This window comes from Commensalibacter papalotli (ex Servin-Garciduenas et al. 2014) (assembly GCF_000527695.1).
In the GTDB taxonomy this organism is placed as follows: domain Bacteria; phylum Pseudomonadota; class Alphaproteobacteria; order Acetobacterales; family Acetobacteraceae; genus Commensalibacter; species Commensalibacter papalotli.
Window position 1 is genome coordinate 922,342 of sequence record NZ_ATSX01000001.1, and the last position, 22,563, is coordinate 944,904.

The following is a 22,563-nucleotide window of genomic DNA, read 5'->3' on the forward strand; positions in this document are numbered from 1 at the left end:
TAATTGTTTATTAATTACTCGGATCGCTCAGCTTTTTCTCTATTTCTTTGTATAACATCTAATTCAAGGTCTACTACCTTATCGATAAAACTGAGGCTACGCTTTTTAGAACTTAGGATTAATATTTGTTGGTCATTCATACTTATAACATAACCAGAGCTATCAATATCATAGCTCGTGTTTAAATCCATAATCAGCTTTTTATACTCTCCCTCAGATAAAGATATTGGTAATACTTTCCTTATTATTGATCCCGAAGCAATTTTCTCCACTTGTTCCCTAGAAGATATTATATTGCTGATACTTTCCAATGAACTAATTTTTCTACTAATTTCCTCTAATTTTCCAACAATGTATTCTTGCCCAGACACTTCCTTTTGATCCAATTTAGCAACCGTAAATTCTCCAAAATTCTTTAAAAACGGACTATAAGCTCCATCTTTATTTACAGCTTCAAGCAAAATCTTAATCTTTACTGCCAATTGTTCTTTAAACGCATTAATCTTGATATAGTTTAAATCTCTGGGATATTCTAAATGCTCAATTGGTGAGGTATCAAAAGAATAAGATGTACAATCATCCTTAATTATAATCGTTGGTTTATCAAATGCCAACCGCATCCCGAGCTCAAACATAACATTCGGATTTTTACAACTCACATCACAAATCACAATAGGGTTATGATATAAATTATCAATGATACGCTTTTGAATAATACCTACTTCATCAGCATAACTAACGACATCCCCTTTTAGGCCTGCAGTATTAATAACTTCTTTTAATATAGCCAACACTTCCGACCAATGAGATTCATGACAACCATCAATGGCTGAAATCGGCATAATAATTCCACATGGCTCGTTGGTTTGACTCATTTCCACATCCCTTAGGTAATTAGTTGTTCAAAATAAAGCCCTTTCTATTCAAAGAACTTTATCGCCATAAAAACTTACTTTTCTGTTTCAACAAAACACGTTAATTGTGCTGAACCCAAAGAGTGAAAATGCGTATTAAAGCCAACAAATGCTGGGGATACATCTTTGGTGATATCGAGTTTTTCAACATCCATTGCATGGATCGTTATAATATAACGATGTTTTACCCCAGGAGGTGGTGCAGCACCGCCATATTCATAAAAACTAAAATCATTACGAATTTGGATGGAATCCTCTGGCATTTTTTTAGAAGATGCACCTTCTTCAAGATGAGTTACCGTTGCTGGAATATTTACAACCACCCAATGCCACCATCCTGATCCCGTTGGTGCATCTGGATCAAACATTGTTATGACAAAACTTTTAGTGCCTTTGGGTGCATTTTCCCAAAACAAAGAAGGCGATAAATTATCTCCATCTTGACCCATGCCATTAAAGCATTGTGCTTTTGGCATAGTATCACCTTCTTTATAAGAATTACTCCATAATTTAAACATTGTCTGATCCTTTTCATAAACTTTATGGCATAAAATCTTATCATAAACCTCATGATTTAATCAGAATTATCTTTGAGAATTATTCCACAACAGAAAAATGATAAACTGTTTTTTGATCGTAAACTTCACCTGGTTTTAATATTGTCGAAGGAAAATTCGGTTGATTAGGACTGTCTGGATAATATTGAGGTTCAAAAGCAATACCTTCACACTGACGATAAGCTTTGCCAGAATATCCTTTTAAATTACCTTTCAACGCGTTTCCTGTATATACCTGCATTCCTGGTAACGTTGTATATAGATCTAATTTTCTGCCACTGGCAGCATGAACTAATTTAGCGGCAGGTCTTACTTCTTTACTAACCTTACCATCAACAACCCAGTTATGATCATATCCAATTGCTCTGTATAGCTGTTCAAAATTATCACGAATATTGGTGCCAATATGAGTTGATGCTCTGAAATCCATCGGGGTATTGGCAACAGGTGCAATTTCACCAGTCGGTATCATATTTTGATCTACTGGCGTATAATGACTACAGAATAATTGAAGACTATGATTTTCAATAGAGCCATTCCCCTCACCTGACAAATTAATATAGCTATGATTTGTTAAATTAACGACAGTTGTTTTATCAGTTTGTGCTTGGTAATGAATGGTAAATTCATCATTGTTATTTAAACTGTAAATGACACGAACGGATAAATTTCCTGGAAAACCTTGATCTCCATCCTCACTAAGTAACGATAGAGATACAGAAACTTGTTGATCATCTTGAGGTAAAATTTCTGCCTGCCAAACACGTTTATCAAAACCTATTTTACCACCATGTAAACAATTAGAATTCTCATTTAGTGATAAATTATAGCTTTTACCTTCGAGAGAAAATTTACCTGCAATACGATTACCATAACGACCTATCAATGCGCCAAAATAAGGCCTAGGGCCAGGATCATTCTCATATTGCTCTAGTGTTGAGAATCCTAGAACGACATTTTCAAAATGTCCCTTATTATCAGGAATTAACAAAGAAGTAATTGCACCCCCAAATGTGAGAAATTTGACTTCTATACCTTTGGCATTTCTGAGTGTAAATTCTTTAACAATCTCACCACCACTGGTTTTACCATATTCTTGTTCCTGAATAGAAAATTGACCGCGAGCCATGATAATTTATCCTTTGTTTCCACTATCGTTATAGAATAGATTAATTATGACTCAGCTTTGCTAATTACTGTTATATAATTTACATCACAATAAAGTGATCAATATCTATTTAAACTTTAACATATGAAATTATTCTTGCCCGTTATCAATTTAAAAAAATGGCAGTGGTTATATGCACCCAGCAAACCTGCATTGGGATTTGCATGTAGAACAGGAGTTACCTCTATTGTTGCTCTATATATTGCTTTATGGATGGAGATGAGCTCTCCTTTTTGGGCTCCCTTAACTGTATGGATGGTATCCCTTTTAACCCCAGAAGAAAGCAATGCAAAATCTCGTTGGCATTTGTTTGGTACAATCTTGGGAACATTCGCCGCAGTAACGTCGGTCGTGATTTTCCCTCAACAAGCATCCTTATTTATGATCACGCTTGCTTTTTGGGTATCGTTATGCTGCTTTTTGGCAACGCTCCTTAATAACTATCGCGTTCATGGGATGCGCGTTTCTGCTTTTACATATGCTTTGATTGCTATTGATGCCATTCCTAATCCTAATCAAGCTTTTGATATTGCTATGGCCAGAGCCTCCTATATTATACTCGCTATTATTCTTCAAAAGACTGCGACTTCTATTTGTGTAGGAGGTCAAAGAACGATACAAATACAATGGTTACAAAACAATCTAGATCAAGCCATCAGTAAAACTTGCTTTGTTTTATCAAGCTTTTTCAAAGGAAATATTTCTATCTTAGAAGATAATAAAAATATTTTTTCTATTTTTTATAAACTTAATCAACAATCTGAATTTACAGACATGGCAATTGCTCCACACAGTCATCTTGGGGCACATGGCAGAATGATATTGGCAATCGCTAATAACATTTTATTTAAAACTTTTTGTTTACAAAAACTAGCTCCAACCAGAAATACAAACAACACTATTCAAGATTTACCAAAAAAAGCAGCTATTTTTTTTACAGAATTACCTGATTTAATAAAAAGCAATACCAACGTTAACGACACATTAAAAAGAATTAAAGAAGTTAGAAATAATATATACAAACAACTTCTTAAAACTGCAGAATTTTTGCTCAATTTGCAGGATAAAACTATTTCAAAAGAAGAATTATTGTTTGCGGAGTTATCTATTGTTTATGATTCTTTATCTCATTTAGAATATATGTTTATTCAACTTAACAATCATACAAAAAGTAAAAAAGCAACCTATTATAACTATCGAATTAACACCTATAGAAATTTGAGAAAATCACTCAGCAATGGGCTGCGTGTATTTATCTCTATTATTTTAGCATCGATTATATGGCAGGTTACAGCATGGAGTAACGGAATGTTATTCGTCATGTATGTTGCGATTATCTGTGCGATTACCTCAATTGCGGATCGCCCAGCAAAAGCAGCTAAGCATTATTTAAATGGTGCTGTATATGCCATATTAAGCACTTTTTTGATCAATTTTATATTAATCCCACCTGTCAGCAATTTTGAAATATTAACCATTATTGTTCTACCTTTTATGTTTATTGCTGGTTTAGCATCTTGTAACCCAGCAATAGCACTGACTGGTATTGCTTATAATTTTTTATTTTCTGTATTAATCAGCTATAATAATCAAAGTCGTATTAACGAAATAACATATTTTAATCTTTGCCTAGCTTTGATCTGCGCCATTATTTTTACTTGGTTAATGTGCCGTTTGATTTTTCCCATTAATGACACAAAAGAATATTGCTTTACCTGTAAACAAATGATTTTAAATTTGAGCAATCTTCCCAATAAATATATTTTACCTTCAACACAAAAATGGATTGATCAACAAATCAGTAATCTTGTTTACCTTATTGACGATACCAAAAACCTACCAAAAGAAAATCAGAATATTTACTTTTACGGAGCACAATCCATTATTTTGACAGGCGTTCAAATTATTCAAATACGCATTTTCTTGCAACAAGAGAAAAATCTTCCTGTTGAATTAAAAAAAATCCTTAACTCTTTATTATATCAAATTCATATTCTTCCTAAGCTATTGAATACACAATCTATAGATAAAGATTATCAAAGATTTAAAGAATTTCTTGTCAAAGATGAAAACGCTTATCTAAAGCAAACTCTATTACCAATTTTATCTTCTATTTGTATAATCAAAAGCCAATTAAACAGTTATAAAAAATTCATAAAACTATTTTCATTGTCTCAAAAAAAATATTTTAAATTATAAAATCAAAATTTACTTCTCAGTATTATGAAAATTCAAAGCTGACTTTTGATTTTTTCAAGCAATAATACTCTAGCATTTGGCAAAGGTTTGTTCTTTAAATAAAAAATATGCTTTTCTAAAAAGTAACCAGTTAAGCGTAACCCGTCATACCAATCTTGTAAATTTCCTTGGTTCTGATCATCAATAAACAAAGCAGGCAAAGGTAATAAACGAGGCTTCCACTCTCCTGCCATTTCTTCTGTTACGACTTTTCCTGTTTTAGGGGAAACCCAATAAGAAATACCCGTTCCATATTCCTTACAAACAGAAAAATCCAAACCATATCCCAACTCTGCCAACAGCATGACTTCCCATCGAAGAAGTTGAGACAAGGCTTTTTCTTCGGCTTCCTGAGGATCTAGTGTCAGAAACGTCAATATTTTAAATAATAAACGTGCAATATCAGGTACAGACTGTCTTTCGATTAAACTGCCCTCAGCAACGGCACATATCGAAGATAAAATGGAAAAAGCAAAAGGAAATGACGCCAAAGAAGCAAAATTAGCTCTGACAAGCTCGCCTTTGAAATGACCAAGCTGATCTTGTAACCTTGCAGACCACTCTGCTGCAATAAAATTACCCATTTGCCAAATTGAGGAATTTTTACGAGCCCCCATTGCTCTCACTACGCCACGATATAATCCATGATCTAAGGACAGAACACTGACAATTCCATCGATCTCGCCATAATACCGTGTGCTTAGGATAATAGAAGGAGAAGACCATTCAAGCATGAATAACTTCTCCTCCCTTTATCGTCAGATTAGCCTTTAGCAGCCTGAGCAACTTCAGCAGCAAAATCTGTTTCTTCTTTTTCAATGCCTTCACCAAGGTGGAAGCGTTCGAAAACAACTAGCTTAGAACCACTTTTCTCAACAACAGCTTTAACTTTACTTTCGCCGTCATGAATCCAAGTTTGTTCAAGTAACACGACTTCTTCATAGAATTTGCGGATACGACCATCAATCATTTTTTCAATGATATTATCTGGTTTACCAGAAGCACGAGCTTGTTCTACAAAGATCGCTTTTTCACGCTCTAATTCTTCAGAAGATACTTCTTCAATACGCAATGCAATTGGACGAACAGCAGCAACTTGCATTCCGATTTTACGACCTAGGTCTTCAAGATCAGCAGATGCTGATGGTGCTTCAAGAGCAACCAATACCGCAATTTTACCAACAGTTGGACGAAGTGCGGAATGAACATAACTTGCAACAACACCAGAGCCAACTTCGAGAACGCTTACGCGACGAATGGTCATGTTTTCGCCAATAGTCGCAATCAAAGAAGTTAAGTTCTCAGCAACAGTTTTACCATTATCCATGGTTGCATTTTTTAATGCTTCGACGTCATTCCCTGTTGTTAATGCAACTTTTGCTGCATCTTCAACAAATTGTTGAAACTGTTCGTTACGCGCAACAAAGTCTGTTTCAGCATTGATTTCCACGATGGCTGCTTTGTTACCTGCAGTTGCAACGCCAACAAGACCTTCAGCCGCAACACGACCTGATTTCTTAGCCGCAGTAGCAAGACCTTTAGTACGTAACCAGTCAATTGCTTCTTCAACATTTCCAGCAGTTTCATTCAGTGCTTTTTTACAATCCATCATACCAGCACCGGTTTTTTCGCGCAGTTCTTTGACTAACGCAGCTGTAATTTGTGCCATATTTTTCCTCTTTTTTAAATGCAGAGGCGTCCCGATAGTTCGAGACGCCCACTTATCACTATTCAGACAAAGTTATTGGTTTTGTCTATATCAAATCAAGTTTTGATAACTATGATAATTAAGCTGGGATTTCAGATGTTTCTTCAATAGAAACTGTTTCCATCATTACTTCAGGAGGCAGTTCTTCTGAAGCACCAAGATCTTGACCTGAAGCACCTAGTTCAGCAGAAATACCATCTAAAACAGCACCAGCTACAAGCTCACAGTAAAGATTGATAGAGCGTAATGCATCATCATTTCCAGGAACAGGATAGGTAATTCCTGCTGGATCAGAGTTACTATCCAAAACAGCAACAACAGGAATACCCAGTTTATTTGCTTCTTGAACAGCTAGTTTTTCTTTGTTTGTATCAATAATGAAAAGAATGTCTGGAAGACCTCCCATTTCTTTAATACCGCCCAAAGAACGTTCCAATTTTTCACGCTCACGTGTTAATTGTAGAACTTCTTTCTTTGTTAAACCTGCTGTATCGCCATCAAGGGTTTCTTCTACATGACGTAAACGTTTAATGGAATTAGTAATAGTTTTCCAGTTGGTTAACATTCCGCCCAACCAGCGGTGATTAACATAATATTGACCACAACGTTTTGCAGTTTCAGCAACGCTTTCTGCTGCTGTACGTTTTGTTCCAACAAAAAGAACACGTCCACCATTAGCAACGGTATCACGAACAGCATTCAATGCGCGATCCAACATAGGAACGGTTTGTTGCAAATCGATGATATGAACCTGGTTACGAACCCCAAACAAAAATGGAGCCATTTTTGGGTTCCAACGACGGGTATGATGTCCAAAATGAACACCAGCTTCTAATAATTGACGTAGGGTAAAATGTGGCATCGCCATTTGACGTGCATCCTTTCTTTCTGGTTAAACCTCCGTAAAGCGCCGATCCATATTTCAGGCACCAGTGGCAAAGACTTTACGTGTGAATTTATCGAGCAATTTCGATAGAGTTTATATGTAAGAATTTCCGAAAAAAATCAAGTGATTATTTAAAGATATAAAGAATAATCTGCATCATTAATAATACATTCCTTCTAAATTTTATTTTTGAAAAAACGTAATAATCAACTCATGCAAAAAAAAGATAATCTAAATAGCCAACAATGGTATTTCCAAGATTTGTAACACTTAGTTCACCATGAACACCACAATACAAACGAAAATTACATCAATAACACGAATTAAATAGTTAACTTTAAAATGAGTGAGCTCGCTAATAAATCATATCCATAGTCTAAGAATATATAAGATTTCCTTAACGGTGAATATACTCCAACAAAATCTGACCGTAACGTTCAATTTTACTGTCTCCAATTCCTTTTACATTTTTCAATGCTTCTATATTCTGAGGGCACGTTATTGCTATTTCTCGTAAAACCGCATCATGAAAAATGATATAAGGAGGAACTTCTTGCTCTCTGGCCTCAGATAAACGCCACAATTTCAATTGATCAAAGATATGTTGCTGTTCTTGAGAAAGTTCTATTTGCTGTGGATAAGCATGCGTTTTCTCAGAGCGAACCTGAACAATATCCTCTCTTAAGTAAAGCTGTTCGTTGCCTTTTAAAAGTGGCAACGCTTTGTCTTGATTAAGAAACAAGTTAGAATGTTCTGCACCTTGCCTTAATGCATCTTTGGCCATTAATTGTCGGATGACAGCACGCCAAAACTGATTGGGTTTATCTTTACCAATACCAAATACAGGCAACTGATCATGTTGATAATTATCAATATGATCACTCTTTTTTCCTCTTAAAACATTAATAATGTGTATAGCACCAAAACGTTGGCCAGTTCTATAAACCGCTGATAACACTTTTTGTGCGGCAACCGTACCATTAAACAAAGAAACAGGATACTTACAATTATCGCAATGACCACAAGGTTCTTGTAACTCTTCACCGAAACAACGCAGTAAAATCTGTGTTCGACAATCTGTTGTCTCAGCGAATGCGATCATGGTATTTAATCTTGACCTAGCAATTCTTTTTTGTTCTTCATTACTGTTGGATTGTTCTAACCAATAACGAGCCTTAACTATATCCTCACCCCCATAGAGTAATACAGTTTCTGCTGGATCACCATCCCTGCCCGCACGGCCAATTTGTTGGTAATAGTGCTCTGGTCCTTTGGGCATATCCAAATGCACGACCAATCTTACATCAGGGCGATCAATTCCCATACCAAAAGCAATCGTAGCCACAATGATAACAGGCTCTCCTGAGCGAAATCGCAACAATACCGTTCGTTTTTCAAGAGCAGATAAGCCTGCATGATACGCCAAAGCCGTAAAGCCACGATCAACAAGCATAGCCGCAATGCGCTCTGCTTTATTACGGCTACCACAATAAATAATACAGGCTTCTTCTGAATGTTTTTGTAAAATCGTTAAAAGCTGCTTTGTTTCACCTTCTTTAGGTATTGCTCTAATGAATAAATTAGTTCGATGAAAACTAGCCTGTAAGATTTGAACATCTGGCATACCCAAAGAAACAATAATATCTTGCTTGGTTGTTGGATCTGCTGTTGCTGTTAAAGCAATTCTGGGAACGCCTGGAAATTCTTTGGATAAATTTGTCATTAATCGATATTCAGGGCGAAAATCATGCCCCCACACTGAAACGCAATGCGCCTCATCAATAGCGATTAATGATAATGGAATTTTCTTTAAAAATCGTAACATTTCATCAGAAAGCAATCGTTCTGGTGAAATATAGAGCATATCAAGTGATCCACTGAGCATATCTTGACGAATAGTCGTCGCTTCTTGAGGCTCTAGCTCTGAGTGTAAAGCCCCTGCATTAATACCCAGCTGGCGTAAGGCAGCGACTTGATCGTTCATTAATGCGATAAGTGGGGAAATAATTAACCCCATACCTGCTCTGCATAAAGATGGGATTTGATAACAAATGCTTTTTCCACCCCCTGTCGGCATTAACAACAGCACATCTTGACCTTGCATAACAAAATCAATGGCTTGTTGTTGTAAACCTCTGAAATGTTCATATCCGAAAACATGTTCCAGAACCCCTTGGGGGGAGATACCCTTCCTTATTGAATCTTCGTCATTTAATAAAGAAGGTAATATCATAAATCAGATCTGTTATTTAACTTCAATTTCAACGCGACGCGCTGCAATTTGGCTTTGTCTTTGTTCTGGTTGTTGTGCTTTGTCATCAACACGACTTTTATCAATACCCTCGGAAACGATTTGTTGTGCAACTGCTTGTGTGCGTTGAGCAGCCATCATTTCATCCAAGGATAAATCACCATAAACTGCTGCATATCCCTCTACATAAACTTTTTTCTCTGGAAAGCTTTTTGCATATCTTACTGCTTGATCAATTGTTGTCATTGCAGCATCATCCAATTCACTGGAAGCAAATGGAAAAAACACCACATAAGTTCTATCATTATTAGGTGTTAAATTTGATGGTTGTGAACAAGCCGCCAGCATAAAAGAGCCAAATATAATTGGTAAAAAACGACGCATTTAATTTTCCTTAACTTTAAAGCACAAAGCTATAATAACTTACCTCGTAACATACCCACATTTTAACATAAAAAATATAAAAATTTTTTTAATTTAAAGAAATCAAACGAGTGTCAGATAAACGCCATACTTTATCAAGCTTTTCCACGCCCGTAAGGCGATGAGCAATCAAAATAATAGTTCGATTAGAGGCAACCTGATTTAAAATATTAAAAAATTCAGCCTCTGTATCTGCATCAAGTCCTGTTGTGGGCTCATCAAGTAACAGAATCGGTGCCTTCGATAGTAAAGTTCTGGCCAACGCAATACGACGCCCCTGCCCTCCAGAAACCTTTATACCACCTTCACCCAACCAAGTATCCAATCCATCAGGCATAGCTTTAACAACATCAGCAACCGCAGCCTCGGACAAAGCCTGCCATAACTCATCATCAGTTGCCTGAGGATGGCTGAGTAATAAATTTTGACGAATCGTATCATCAAATAAATGCGTATTTTGTGAAAGCCAAGCAATTTTTGTGCGTACAGAATCCTCGCTTATAAGGGCAATATCTTTCCCCCCTAGGGTAATATTACCTTCTTGAGGTACGATGACCTTTAACAACAATGCTGCTAATGTCGATTTACCCGCACCTGAAGGGCCGATAATAGCCACTCTTTGTCCTTGAAGGATTGTAAGGTTTAAATCACGATATACAAAAGGTTGATTCTTATCCCACTGAAATCCTAAATGATTAAACTGAATATCTGTTTGCTCAGGAGCTTGCTCTGTCCCTTTGGGAATATTATCAACATGATCTTGATTAACGCCAACTACACGCGTTGCAGCATTAATAATTTGACCCGTTAATCCACCAGCTCGGGTTAAAGGAATCACGACTTCAAAAGCAGTAATAACTAAAAATAAACAAACAACAATATGAGCTGCACCTATTCCGTGAAAGCCAATATTCAAAGCTGCCGCTAAAACAAGTAAAACAGCTATTTGACTTAATACAAAAGAGATAAAACTCATCAAAGCTATTTTCTTAGCCTGATGAAATTGCTTATAAAATAGTACCTTTTCTCTATCTTCTAATAAATCCTCAATACGGCTTTCAGCACCAAAGGCACGAATTTCCCTGAGACCGTGAATAAAATCCAAAACACTTATTCTGAGCTGTGCGACAGAGTGCAGCAAGGTTTGTCCATGTTTTTTGGTAATTAATGCTGAAATAATAGGACAAACAAAGCCTGCCAGAAAATATAATCCAGCAACACATACAGCCAAAGGTATGTGAATAGACCCAATAATAACTAGTAAAACTATGAATGTTAATATTGACCCCGCAAAAGGTAACATTAACCGTAAATACAAACCATCTAACGTCTCAATATCAGAGACAAGACGGGACAAAACGTCTCCACTGTGACGAAAACCCAGGCCTGCTGCTGCCCCTTTGGATAGTTTAGAAAAAAACCAAACTCGAAGATCAGCAATCGCTTTGAACATTACATTATGAGTGTATAAACGCTCTACATAACGCATGCACAGGCGTCCGCCACCTAGCATTTTTAAGAACACAGAGCTGATAATCGCCATTCCCATCGCTGCAAATGCGATCTTACCTCCAGCAGAAGCCATTAAGGTCAAACCCAAAGCCAGTGCAATTAAAGAGAAGACAATCCCTATCATTAACGAAACGAAATGAGGTTTCCAAATTTTAAAAATTTGCTGAAAAGCTGCTTTGGGTGTTTCTTTTTGTGCCAAAGGATCTTGAAATTCAGACATCTTATTTCACCTCTGTCTGAGCAATAATATGCCCATGATCAAGTTCAATATGATTTCCCTTGAGTTTTTGTCCCAAAGCAGAATGTGTTGCCATAATAACGGTTCTGTTTTGTGCTAAATCAACCAAGCTCTTGAAAATATCTTGTTCGGTAACTGGATCTAAATGTGCTGTTGGCTCATCAAGGAATAATAAAGACGCATTTTTAAGATAGGCTCTGGCGATTGCTACTCTTTGTGCCTGCCCTCCCGACAATCCATATCCTCCCTCACCAATCACAGTATCAAGTCCTTTTGGTAAAGATTCTAAATATTGATCAATTGCTGCGGCTTTTACGGCTTTTTGTAGTTCTTCTTGTGTTGCATCAGGTTTTGCAAATAGGATATTTTCTTTGATAGTTCCTAGAAATATAACAGGTTTTTGACCAATCCAAGCCGTTAAATCAGATAGTGAATTATGATTAATCAGAGAAGCATCTTGACCATTAAATAAAATCTTGCCTGAAGTTGGTTTAATAAAACCTAGTAACATACTGATAATTGTAGATTTTCCTGCACCAGACGCCCCAATTAAAAGCGTTGTGCTATTCGGTGCAACTTCAAAACTGATCTGGTCAACTGCACGCCCTCTTTTTTTATCCCAAATATATGAGACGTTATCAAAAACAATACTAACAGGTTTATTTTTAGATAAAATTACTGTTTTTTCTACCTCATGACCAATCTCTGGCAACTCAACCGCTGAAGCCGCTGCACCTGTTAATTTCGCTTTGTCTTGGTATGCTAGGGCAAGGCTACGTAAGGGTGCAAAAAAATCAGGAATGATTAATAAAGCAAATAAAGCATGAACTACTGGAATTGTGACTGCACCTTGTTCAGCAGCTGCAAAATGTCGCACATCCATGATCGCAACCAAAATAATAGCGACAATCATAGCACAATCAATTGAGGCCGAAGATAAAAAAGCCACGCGCAACACTTTCATCGTCCTAAACCTGAGCTCATTTGCAGATTGCGCAATCTTTTTTGCTTCATCTTCAGCTCTACCAGCCAAGACAATTGTTGCAATTCCTTGAATACGGTCCAAAAATCGAGCTTGCAAGCGTGTCATTGCTAAAAATTGTTGTCTTGCCGCAACGGCAGCGCCGATACCAAAAACTGCTTGTGCAATTGGTACCATTAATCCGCATACCCCTATTACCAAAGCTGCCCATGGTTGAACTAAATAAACACAAACTAAAATAATTAACGGGGATACTAGCCATAATACTGAAGCAGGAAGCCATCTGGAAAAATAACCATCCAAAGACTCTACCTGATCGACAATTAAGGTTGCCAAGCCACCCCCTGATTGTCGATATAAAATCGATGGACCAATTTGCATAATTTGTTGAACAAAATCTTTGCGTAACCGATGACGCGCTTTTAACCCAATTTTAGCACTTAATAAATCTTCGCTATAAATAATCATCCCTTTAATTATAAATAAAATAACAAAACTAGCTAGTAATATAGATGGATCAAACCCAAGAGAAAACAATAAAGAAGGAACCAGTAAAATACCCAAGATTTGCGCAACACAACATGCCAATGCAACAGCAATAAAGCTGGATATAATTCCCAATATTATAAGTGGCAAAACTGCCTTTTTTCCAATTTTAGTTTGCTGTTTCGTCCAATTTTTAATTTTTGCTTTATTATTTTGCATGTAAATCCGCTTTGTCCAATCCACAAGACCAAGTGTTTATAGGCGTTTAACTATGGTTCTATCTATAATTAGCCGACCTAACAAGTAAAATTTATTTTTTTACTGTTACTAAAATAAAACAACTAATTTACTTTCAAACATTAATGCTTTTAAAAAATAAGTCTCATGTGTTAAACAATTATTTAATTCATAATTTAAATGAAACACAAATATCATGATGAATAATAAAAAAATAACGGTTGTTTTACCTGCATATAATGCGGCTCAGACATTACAAAGAACTTTTGATGAGATTCCTCAAGATCTTATAGATGATATTATTCTAACTGATGATGCAAGCAAAGATGAAACAGCTAAAATCGCCCAAAAGTTAAATATTTATACCATTATTCATGCCAAAAACAAAGGATATGGTGCAAATCAAAAAACCTGTTACAAAGCCGCTTTGGAAAGAGGGGCTGATGTCGTTATTATGTTACATCCTGATTATCAATACAGCCCTAAATTATTGAGAGCTATGGTCAGTATGTTAACTTCAGGCCATTATGATGCTGTTATTGCCTCTCGTATTTTGGGAAAAGGTGCTTTGAAAGGTGGAATGCCACTTTATAAATATATTGCCAATCGTGGCTTAACATTTATTCAAAATATTTTACTTAATAGTAAGCTTTCAGAATACCATACAGGATACAGAGGATGGACCAAAGAAGTCCTAAAAGCCTTGCCTCTTGATCGCTGTTCAGACGATTTTATCTTCGACAATCAGATGTTAGCACAAGCTATTAATCAAAATTTTAGTATTGGGGAAATTTCTTGCCCAACTAAATATTTTAAAGAAGCTTCTTCTATTAACTTAAAACGCAGCACTATTTATGGGCTGGGCGTATTAAAGACATCAATTGAGTATCGGTTACATAAATTGGGGCTGATTTCAAATACACTATTCAAAAAATAAATTATTATGTCTCAAAAAACTTCTAAAAAATCATTTTGTTTATTTATCTTTTTTTTGGTCGCGATTAGCATAATTGGAGCCTGGATCTTAATCAGTCGTAATACAGATACTCTTCATCAATTAATAGAATTCTATCAACAAAGAAAACAAGCCTCTACCCTCAAAGAGCTTATTATCAGCGAAATTATACAAGTTATTATTGCCTTATGTGGCGTATTACCTGCATCCACTGCTGCTTTTGGTTCTGGTGCTTTGTATGGTATATTGCAGGGGTTTATCCTTTCTGCTATTGCCACCTTGATTGGCGCTTTTATTTCGTTTTATCTTAGTCGCTCTATCTTTAGATCGTTTATAGAAAAATTTTTAAAACGATCTTCAAGAATGCAAAAACTGGATAATTTACTTCATCTTGATGGTTGGAAACTGGTGTGCTTATTACGTATTTCACCCATTATGCCTTTTGCTTTAACCAGTTATGCTTTGGGGTTGACGTCTATTTCTGTAAGAGCTTATCTCATTGGAACTCTTGCTTCTTTACCAGCCTTGTTTGGTTATGTCGTCATGGGGCATATCGCCAGCACAGAAGTTACTTCTTTACAAACACAACATATTGCTTCTATTAAACATCTATTATTAGCCATTGCTTTTATTGGAACAGGACTACTAATTTGGCATTTAGGAAAAATTGTCAATAAAATTATCAAACTCCCTGACCCTAACTAAATAAATTTAAAACGTATTTTATCTTTTAGTATATAGTGAAAGTCTTATATTTTGTCTGGCAATATATTAGATAAACGCAGTAATCAAACCAGCCTCTTACTATTTGTTTATATATTATTTCTTTTTATTCGTGCTCCTAATATCTTTACTCAAGGCCGCTTTTGGGCAGAAGAAGGATATATATTTTACGCTAATGCTTATAATATGAGCCCCTTGAACGCTTTATTTGTGGTTTTTGGTGGATATATTAATCTAGGTGCCAGCGGCGCCACCTTAATTGCCAGATATTTATATATTCCTTTAGAATTCGCACCTTACTTTACAATCTTTGTTGGATTGGTTGTTCAAATCACTCCTATATATTTGTTATTAACAGCTAGAGATGAATGGCTATCCCCTTTTTACGTTCGATTACTGGCAACTTTATTGCTATTATTCGTTCCAGAATCCTCTGAAATATCTTTACAAAGCCTTCATCTTCAATTTCACCTTGCGTTGGCCTGTACAATCATAGCATTCTTAAAAACGGACATCAAAAATAAACGTTACTTTAAGCTTTTTTTACTTTTTTTTGCCCCTTTATGCGGCTTACTCCCTGTTGTTCTTATTCCAGTTTTTGTCGTAAAATCTTGGCTAGAAAAAGAAAATTTACGCAATGAACAAACTATTGCACTTGTATTAGGTAGCTCAATTCAACTTTCCTTTTACTTATTTAACTTAGTACATAAAATCGATATTGATAACTTTGCAATCGTACGTCAACGCCATTTTTCTTATAATGATTTTTGTAGTGTTCTATATGTTAGAGATATAATCTTTCCATTTTTAGGGCATCGTTATCACGTGTCTATAGGAATTATGGCCAATATATTTCATAAAGTTGAGGCTCATCAGATTTCAATAAAAGCCTGTTTAATTTCAAGTTTTTTTATTATTTTTATCTCCAGTATTTTCATCAAATATTCCAAAACACGCAAAGGATTACTTTTTTTTATCACAGCTATACTGATGGTTTGTATTTCCATTTATGGTGTTGTTGGTGGCACAATTCAATTAGTTAATCCTTATTTTACAGAACGCTATGCATTTCTCAGCCAAGCTTTATTTGCTCTAATGCTTCTTTATTTTTCTGTAACATTACCCAGAGCAGGAAAAATTGTAGCTAATGCTACTATTATATGGGTGCTTATCGTTGGTTCTTTTAATTTTTTTCAACTGCTTCCTGAAGCTAAAGATGGCGCTGGACATGTTTGGAGGCAAGAGTTAGAAAAATGGAGAAATGATCCTGAATATCACCCTAAAATCTGGAGTAGTGGTTGGTATATGGTTATACCTAAACAACTATCTACACACACGGCACCAAAAAATAATTAGACATTCTGATGAAGATAACTATTCAAAATTATTATGACAAAAAAAAATATCAAACTTTTTTCCTATTATTAGTAATAGCCTGTATCCATATAACGCGCTCACCAGAAGTTATCATTGAAAGTCGTTTTTGGGCAGAGGAAGGCGGATTTTTTTTAAATGCTTGGCTAAGCAATCCTATAAAATCGCTATTTTTCTCTTATGGTGGTTATCTAAATCTTCCTGTTAATGGAGCAACACTTCTTGCCAAATGGTGTGTACCTTTAAAATACGCGCCTTATGTCACTATGATAATAGGCCTATTATTTCAACTTTTACCAACTTTTCTGATTTTAACCGCCAAAGATAAATGGCTGAGTTCTTTTAAAATCCGTTTGTTAGCCGCTTTATTACTTCTTTTCGTTCCTGAATCCCTGGAAATTTCATTACAAAGTTTACATATTCAATTCCAGTTAACTTTAGCAACTGCAATTATTTTAATACTAGATACCCAGCCAACACATCAAAGATGGTTTAAATTAAGTATTCTATTTTTAACCGCTCTTTCTGGTGTAATAAGCATTATTTTAATTCCTCTATATTTATGTCGCTGCCTTATTGATAAAGACCGTCCTAGAATAGAACAATTCATAACATTGCTTGTTGGTAATATCATTCAATTTTCTTTTTTTTATACCTCTTTTAATCAGCGCCAATATCATACGTCCTTTACAGATTTTCTGAGTATTTTCTTTGCTAAAGATATATATCTTCCGTTATTTGGTAATAATTCTTTATCAAATCCTTATCTATTATATTTACAATCATTAGTTAAAAATCAGCAACTACCTATATTTGCCTGTAGTGTAAGTATATTTGTTTTGCTGCTCCTAATATATTGTTTTTATAATTATCCGAGAACAAGGCTTGCTGGCTACTTATTAATTAGCGCTTTATTGAACCTTGCACTTTCCACTTTTGGAGCAATCGGTCCAAGTTACTGGTTTTTTGAACCTTATTTTAATCAACGTTATGCTTTTATAAACCAATCATTAATGTGTCTATTATTGGTTTATTTTATTTATTCTCTACCTAAATTGGGGAAATATTTTTGTATTACTTTAAGTATTTGGTTATTAATTGCCAATACTTATAATTATTATCATTTTGTCTCGCATTCTTATGGTGTCCCCCCGTGGAGACAACAGATAAAATTAATAAAACAAAATCCCAATATTAATATTGCAATATGGCCCAAAGGGTGGTTTATAAAAATACACTCTGACTGAAATTATATTCATTAAACATATTCAAAGCTTTAAATATGCCATCATTCAAACGTAACCGCTCTATCCAAACCATTGCGCTATTGTTCTTGTTTGTAATCATAATGTGCTTACGTGCACCAGACGTGTTTTTATATGGGCGCTTTTGGGCAGAAGAAGGGTATATTTTCTTTTACAATGCTTGGACTATGTCTCCTCTACAAGCATTGTTTCATCCTTTTGCTGGCTATTTAAACCTTTCTACAAATGGGGTCACCCTGATTGCAAGATGGTGTATTCCTTTTGAGTATGCACCTTATTTGACAACAATTATTGGAATTTTATTTCAACTGTTACCTTTGTTTTTACTCTTAACTGCAAAAGATGAATGGCTTGTCTCTTTTCAAGTAAGATTATTTTTAACTTTATTGCTGCTCTTTGTTCCTGAAACAGCAGAGACATCTTTACATAGTTTACATATTCAGTTTCAATTAACTTTGGCTTGTGGTGTTATCCTCATTCTTCAACCCAGTTACTCTTATCAAAGATGGTTAAAAATAATCATTTTACTGCTAGCAGGGCTTTCTGGTTTAATGGTTTTTGCTCTTTTACCTATTTATGCGATACGTTGCTGGATCGATAAAAATAAACTTCGGATTGAACAATTTTCAATTTTATTACTCAGTTGTTTAATACAGTATTTTTTCTTTTATGAGAAAGTAGACGGTCGCCTTCATGCGTTCTTTGTAAGTGATTTTTTGAATATTTTCTTTATTCATGAACTATATATTCCCTTTTTAGGTAATAATTCCTACACAGTGCCATATATGGCGTTTTTACATGATCATATGCATGATCTATATGCATTCGTATTCCCTTGTGTCATTGTGGCTTTATTCATCACAGGTATAATTTACATTTTTTATAAAAACGCAACGACAAGACCCGCTATATTCCTTTTCCTAGCGGCTTTAACACTTTTTAGCATTTCTATTATCGGATCAATCGGGGATAGAAATAGCTTTTTAATTCCATTCGCTAATCAACGTTACGTATTTATTAGCCAATCTTTATTATGTATTATGCTTGTTTACATAACATATCATTTACCTAACGTAAGACGAAAAATTGGCAAAATCATTATTTGTTGGTTGATTTTCGTTGGTGGAATTCATTTTTTTACACAACCAGCATTTATTGTCAAAGCACCTAAAAATTACTTATCTTGGCAACAGCAAGTAGCATTATGGAAAAAAGATCCAGATTACACTTTCCAAATATGGCCTTCTAATTGGGTCCAAATAAAACTTCCTGTAAAAAAATAATCAAAAGACCTAGAAATGACAAAACAAACTTTTAATAGCATACAGGCACTTCGTGGTATCGCTGCTTTATTAATATGCTGTGTACACTGCATCACATCTAAAATTGGATCTAATGAAAATACCCACTCTGTCATTTCGGAATTAGGACGTATCTTTATATCTATTGGTAATTGGGGTGTTGATTTATTTTTTATTATTAGTGGATTTATTATAACTTTGTTAATTTTTAAAACAAATGAGTGCTCCTTTAAAAATGCTTTTTGTTTTTTAATTAAAAGATTTTTTAGAATTTATCCTCTTTTTTGGATTACTATATCTGTAGCTGCTTTTATAACATTTCTAATCGGTTACCGCGGTATTGAATTTCAAAAATTATATGATTTCAAAGTTATATTATTATTAGCACATATTTATCCATTTTTAGGCGTAGCATGGACTCTTTCTTTTGAAGTTTTTTTCTACTTGGGTGTATTCTTATTTTTATGTTTTTTTAACAAAAAATACTTCATTCAATTTTTATTATGTTGGGGAGGAATTCTTTTTATATTTATAATCCTCCATCATAATAATATATTCACTTTTAATTATTATACTATGACAGACCCCAGAGTCTTAGAGTTTTTTATAGGAGGCTTACTTTTACCTATTTTAATTAGAAGAAAAAATGTTTTCTATGATAAATATATAAGTATTACATTTGGAGCAATAGTAATTCTTATTGGTGCATCAAATGCTTATGTAAATGTTCCTAAACACGCTTACCTTGGATATTGGGAGATTGTATATTTGAATGGATTTGGTTCAGCATTGCTCTTATATGGTTTTGTTGGATTAGAATATCATAATAAAATATATATACCAACATCTCTAAAAAAACTTGGTGATATATCTTACTCTATTTATTTATGGCATTTTCCGATAATAGGACTAAGTCTTCTAATAAATCTTAAGTTAAACTTCTATCAACATTTACCAATTATTTATCATTCTATTATAGAAATAATAACAACTATTTTAATTAGTATATTAAGCTATTATATGATTGAGCGCCCCAGCATTCATTACTCTCAACGACTTTCTTTTAAAATACTATCAAAAAACAAAGTTGGAAATTAAATATTTCAATATAAACTTTTTACTATATTAAAAATATAATATCTGACCTTAGGTTCTATTCATTATGTCCACACCTATTCTTTTGCTACAAGATGTTTCTTTTACCCTTGGGGGAAAACCGCTTATCGACAATGCAAGCTTCAGCCTTGGCGCAGGAGAGCGTGTGTGTTTAGTGGGACGTAATGGGTCTGGAAAATCAACTTTATTAAAAATTACAACAGGACAGCAACATGCTGATTCTGGCAGTATCTTTTTACAACCTGGGACGTCTGTGCAATATTTAACACAAGAGCCAGACCTCTCGGGATTTAATACGACATTAGACTATGTGTGTTCTGTGTTACCTGACCATGAAGACCATTATCGTGCACGAATTTTACTTGATGCGCTGGAGCTAGATGGCACCGAAAATCCAAAAAATTTATCAGGTGGGGAAGCTCGCCGTTGTGCTTTGGCCAAAGCATTGGCTCCTAAACCCGATTTATTATTGTTGGACGAACCTACGAACCATTTAGATCTCCCTGCAATTGAGTGGTTGGAAGCTGAATTAAAATCACTATCATCGGCTATGATTATCATCAGCCATGATCGTCGCTTTTTGGAAAATATAGCGAATGGTATTATTTGGTTAGATCGAGGACAAACGCGACAATTAGAGCAAAAATTCTCGCAATTTGAACAATGGAAAGAAGAATTCTTTGAACAAGAAGCCCTTGAGCAACATAAACTCAACCGTCAAATTGTTAGAGAAGAACACTGGGTTCGTTATGGTGTTACGGCTCGTCGAAAACGCAATGTTCGCCGGATGGCAGAGCTGGCTGACTTACGCACGAAACGCCAAGAGATTGTTAAAAACCCGTCTATGACTTCTATGCAAGCTACTCAAGCAGATATTTCAGGAAAATTGGTGGTAGTGGCAGAGCAAATCAACAAAGCCTATGGTGATCAGGTCATTGTTCAAAACCTTGATCTGCGTGTTTTGCGTGGAGATCGTCTGGGAATTGTTGGCCCGAATGGTGCAGGCAAGACAACTCTTTTACGCCTTTTAACAGGCTTAGAAACCCCCGATAGTGGGGAAATTAAAATTGGGGCAAACCTTGAGGTCAATACATTAGATCAACAACGCAGATTATTAGATCCCAATAAAACGCTTGCGGATACAATGACCAGTGGCAGTGGAGATTATGTTCAAATTGGAGATGAAAAAAAACATGTCGTAGGTTATATGAAAGAATTCATGTTTAACCCAGAGCAAGCCAAAACCCCTGTTCATGCATTATCTGGTGGGGAAAAAGCTCGGTTACTTTTGGCATGTGCACTGGCAAAACCCTCTAACGTTTTAATTCTTGATGAACCGACCAATGATCTAGATTTGGAAACTTTGGATTTATTACAAGAACTGCTTGCATCCTATCCTGGCACTGTTCTGGTTGTTAGCCATGACCGTGATTTCTTGGATCGCGTGGCAACCTCGACTTTGATAGCCAATGGAAATGGCGAATGGCTTGAATATGCTGGTGGTTACTCAGACATGATGGCACTGCGTAAACAAAGCCAGAAAGAAGAGGAAGTTGTTAAAAAAGCTGCCTCTAAAGCTGATAATTCTGGCAAGCCAGTCAAAAGCAAGACACAGAAACTCTCTTATAAAGATCAATATGAGCTGGATCATTTACCTGAAAAAATAGAAAAAATAGAAACTCAGATTGCGTTACTCAATGAAAAACTAGCTGATCCTGTTCTTTATGAAAAAGATCCAAAATCTTTCCATAAATTCACAGAGCAACTGACCAAAGCCCATCAAGAACATCATCAGATGGAAGAACGTTGGTTGGAGTTGGAAATGTTACAAGAAGAATTAAAACAATGATAATCTGATTTAAAATGCCTCTAAATCAGAAAGTGATTTTGTGATTGAATATATATGATTATTCGTATATATATATATTCGTATTAAAGGATATATCAATGAACCAAACAGATTTCTTCAAATGTCTTTCTGACCCTACCCGTTTGCAAATCATAAAAATGGTAATCAGCAAGAGTAATATTTGCGTTTGCGAATTCACAGAGCAACTGGCATTTAGCCAACCAAAGATTTCTCGTCATCTAGCATTACTTCGAACTCATGCGATCTTGCTGGATCAACGCCAAGGTCAATGGGTATATTATCGTTTAAATCCAGACCTTCCCATTTGGGCAAAAGAAATTTTAACTACTCTTTCCCACCATCCCTTAGCATAAAAAGCA

At 35.2% G+C, this 22,563-nt stretch carries 19 protein-coding genes; 9 read left to right on the plus strand and 10 right to left on the minus strand.

The genetic code is table 11. From position 1 onward, the window contains the following. Positions 1–14: 14 nt before the first annotated feature. The 3 genes from COMX_RS04200 to COMX_RS04210 all read right to left on the minus strand — a co-directional run bounded on the left by COMX_RS04200 (position 15) and on the right by COMX_RS04210 (position 2,600). Complete coding sequence (locus tag COMX_RS04200) at positions 15–875, minus strand: hypothetical protein (protein ID WP_051461857.1); 861 nt, start codon at positions 873–875, stop codon at positions 15–17. 74 nt (positions 876–949) lie between these two features. After that, entirely contained in the window at positions 950–1,432 is a 483-nt protein-coding gene (locus tag COMX_RS04205; protein WP_034337362.1) for a kinase inhibitor, read from the minus strand. Between the two features lie 79 nt (positions 1,433–1,511). Further along, on the minus strand, positions 1,512–2,600 hold the full coding sequence (locus COMX_RS04210; protein WP_034337366.1) for an aldose epimerase family protein: 1,089 nt from the start codon (positions 2,598–2,600) through the stop codon (positions 1,512–1,514). 123 nt (positions 2,601–2,723) lie between these two features. Here COMX_RS04210 and COMX_RS04215 point away from each other — a divergent pair, with 123 nt between their 5' ends. After that, complete coding sequence (locus tag COMX_RS04215; RefSeq protein WP_034337369.1) at positions 2,724–4,838, plus strand: FUSC family protein; 2,115 nt, start codon at positions 2,724–2,726, stop codon at positions 4,836–4,838. 32 nt (positions 4,839–4,870) lie between these two features. On the opposite strand, the gene recO is transcribed toward COMX_RS04215, so the two are convergent. The 7 genes from recO to cydD form a co-directional block, all read right to left on the minus strand. After that, the gene (recO, locus tag COMX_RS04220; protein WP_034337372.1) at positions 4,871–5,611 is read right to left on the minus strand and encodes a DNA repair protein RecO; all 741 of its coding nucleotides are present in this window, start codon (positions 5,609–5,611) and stop codon (positions 4,871–4,873) included. A gap of 29 nt (positions 5,612–5,640) precedes the next feature. Next, positions 5,641–6,546 carry a translation elongation factor Ts gene (gene tsf / locus COMX_RS04225; protein WP_034337374.1) on the minus strand — a complete coding sequence of 302 codons (906 nt, stop codon included), beginning with the start codon at positions 6,544–6,546 and terminating at the stop codon, positions 5,641–5,643. A 118-nt stretch (positions 6,547–6,664) separates the two neighbouring features. Next, complete coding sequence (rpsB, locus tag COMX_RS04230) at positions 6,665–7,453, minus strand: 30S ribosomal protein S2 (protein ID WP_034337377.1); 789 nt, start codon at positions 7,451–7,453, stop codon at positions 6,665–6,667. Positions 7,454–7,868: 415 nt separating this feature from the next. Beyond that, the gene (recQ, locus tag COMX_RS04235; protein ID WP_051461858.1) at positions 7,869–9,704 is read right to left on the minus strand and encodes a DNA helicase RecQ; all 1,836 of its coding nucleotides are present in this window, start codon (positions 9,702–9,704) and stop codon (positions 7,869–7,871) included. A gap of 12 nt (positions 9,705–9,716) precedes the next feature. Next, on the minus strand, positions 9,717–10,106 hold the full coding sequence (locus COMX_RS04240) for an OmpA family protein (protein ID WP_034337380.1): 390 nt from the start codon (positions 10,104–10,106) through the stop codon (positions 9,717–9,719). An 88-nt stretch (positions 10,107–10,194) separates the two neighbouring features. Continuing rightward, positions 10,195–11,877 carry a thiol reductant ABC exporter subunit CydC gene (gene cydC, locus COMX_RS04245; RefSeq protein WP_034337383.1) on the minus strand — a complete coding sequence of 561 codons (1,683 nt, stop codon included), beginning with the start codon at positions 11,875–11,877 and terminating at the stop codon, positions 10,195–10,197. A 1-nt stretch (position 11,878) separates the two neighbouring features. Next, positions 11,879–13,582: a thiol reductant ABC exporter subunit CydD gene (gene cydD / locus COMX_RS04250; protein ID WP_034337386.1), complete on the minus strand. Its 1,704-nt coding sequence runs from the start codon at positions 13,580–13,582 to the stop codon at positions 11,879–11,881. 214 nt (positions 13,583–13,796) lie between these two features. Between cydD and COMX_RS04255 the strand changes: the two genes are divergently transcribed. From COMX_RS04255 to COMX_RS04290, 8 genes are all read left to right on the plus strand, one after another. Beyond that, on the plus strand, positions 13,797–14,537 hold the full coding sequence (locus COMX_RS04255; protein ID WP_034337389.1) for a glycosyltransferase family 2 protein: 741 nt from the start codon (positions 13,797–13,799) through the stop codon (positions 14,535–14,537). Positions 14,538–14,543: 6 nt separating this feature from the next. After that, a complete protein-coding gene (locus tag COMX_RS04260) occupies positions 14,544–15,260 on the plus strand; it encodes a TVP38/TMEM64 family protein (protein WP_235176754.1) in 717 nt (238 codons plus the stop codon). A 51-nt stretch (positions 15,261–15,311) separates the two neighbouring features. Further along, a complete protein-coding gene (locus COMX_RS04265) occupies positions 15,312–16,634 on the plus strand; it encodes a hypothetical protein (protein WP_034337392.1) in 1,323 nt (440 codons plus the stop codon). Between the two features lie 8 nt (positions 16,635–16,642). After that, positions 16,643–17,899, plus strand: coding sequence for a hypothetical protein (locus tag COMX_RS04270; protein ID WP_034337394.1), 1,257 nt, complete (start codon positions 16,643–16,645; stop codon positions 17,897–17,899). 35 nt (positions 17,900–17,934) lie between these two features. Next, positions 17,935–19,200: a hypothetical protein gene (locus tag COMX_RS04275; protein ID WP_034337397.1), complete on the plus strand. Its 1,266-nt coding sequence runs from the start codon at positions 17,935–17,937 to the stop codon at positions 19,198–19,200. 15 nt (positions 19,201–19,215) lie between these two features. Then, a complete protein-coding gene (locus COMX_RS04280; protein ID WP_034337400.1) occupies positions 19,216–20,316 on the plus strand; it encodes an acyltransferase family protein in 1,101 nt (366 codons plus the stop codon). Between the two features lie 61 nt (positions 20,317–20,377). Beyond that, entirely contained in the window at positions 20,378–22,183 is a 1,806-nt protein-coding gene (locus COMX_RS04285) for an ABC-F family ATP-binding cassette domain-containing protein (protein ID WP_200867621.1), read from the plus strand. 98 nt (positions 22,184–22,281) lie between these two features. Continuing rightward, the gene (locus COMX_RS04290; protein ID WP_051461859.1) at positions 22,282–22,557 is read left to right on the plus strand and encodes a metalloregulator ArsR/SmtB family transcription factor; all 276 of its coding nucleotides are present in this window, start codon (positions 22,282–22,284) and stop codon (positions 22,555–22,557) included. Positions 22,558–22,563 lie beyond the last annotated feature (6 nt).

Excerpts from the sequence above, each read along its gene's own strand:
- COMX_RS04200 (WP_051461857.1), bottom strand. The coding sequence starts at position 875 with ATGAGTCAAACCAACGAGCCATGTGGAATTATTATGCCGATTTCAGCC.
- COMX_RS04205 (WP_034337362.1), bottom strand. The coding sequence starts at position 1,432 with ATGTTTAAATTATGGAGTAATTCTTATAAAGAAGGTGATACTATGCCA.
- COMX_RS04210 (WP_034337366.1), bottom strand. The coding sequence starts at position 2,600 with ATGGCTCGCGGTCAATTTTCTATTCAGGAACAAGAATATGGTAAAACC.
- COMX_RS04215 (WP_034337369.1), top strand. The coding sequence starts at position 2,724 with ATGAAATTATTCTTGCCCGTTATCAATTTAAAAAAATGGCAGTGGTTA.
- recO (WP_034337372.1), bottom strand. The coding sequence starts at position 5,611 with ATGCTTGAATGGTCTTCTCCTTCTATTATCCTAAGCACACGGTATTAT.
- tsf (WP_034337374.1), bottom strand. The coding sequence starts at position 6,546 with ATGGCACAAATTACAGCTGCGTTAGTCAAAGAACTGCGCGAAAAAACC.
- rpsB (WP_034337377.1), bottom strand. The coding sequence starts at position 7,453 with ATGGCGATGCCACATTTTACCCTACGTCAATTATTAGAAGCTGGTGTT.
- recQ (WP_051461858.1), bottom strand. The coding sequence starts at position 9,704 with ATGATATTACCTTCTTTATTAAATGACGAAGATTCAATAAGGAAGGGT.
- COMX_RS04240 (WP_034337380.1), bottom strand. The coding sequence starts at position 10,106 with ATGCGTCGTTTTTTACCAATTATATTTGGCTCTTTTATGCTGGCGGCT.
- cydC (WP_034337383.1), bottom strand. The coding sequence starts at position 11,877 with ATGTCTGAATTTCAAGATCCTTTGGCACAAAAAGAAACACCCAAAGCA.
- cydD (WP_034337386.1), bottom strand. The coding sequence starts at position 13,582 with ATGCAAAATAATAAAGCAAAAATTAAAAATTGGACGAAACAGCAAACT.
- COMX_RS04255 (WP_034337389.1), top strand. The coding sequence starts at position 13,797 with ATGATGAATAATAAAAAAATAACGGTTGTTTTACCTGCATATAATGCG.
- COMX_RS04260 (WP_235176754.1), top strand. The coding sequence starts at position 14,544 with ATGTCTCAAAAAACTTCTAAAAAATCATTTTGTTTATTTATCTTTTTT.
- COMX_RS04270 (WP_034337394.1), top strand. The coding sequence starts at position 16,643 with ATGAAGATAACTATTCAAAATTATTATGACAAAAAAAAATATCAAACT.
- COMX_RS04275 (WP_034337397.1), top strand. The coding sequence starts at position 17,935 with ATGCCATCATTCAAACGTAACCGCTCTATCCAAACCATTGCGCTATTG.
- COMX_RS04280 (WP_034337400.1), top strand. The coding sequence starts at position 19,216 with ATGACAAAACAAACTTTTAATAGCATACAGGCACTTCGTGGTATCGCT.
- COMX_RS04290 (WP_051461859.1), top strand. The coding sequence starts at position 22,282 with ATGAACCAAACAGATTTCTTCAAATGTCTTTCTGACCCTACCCGTTTG.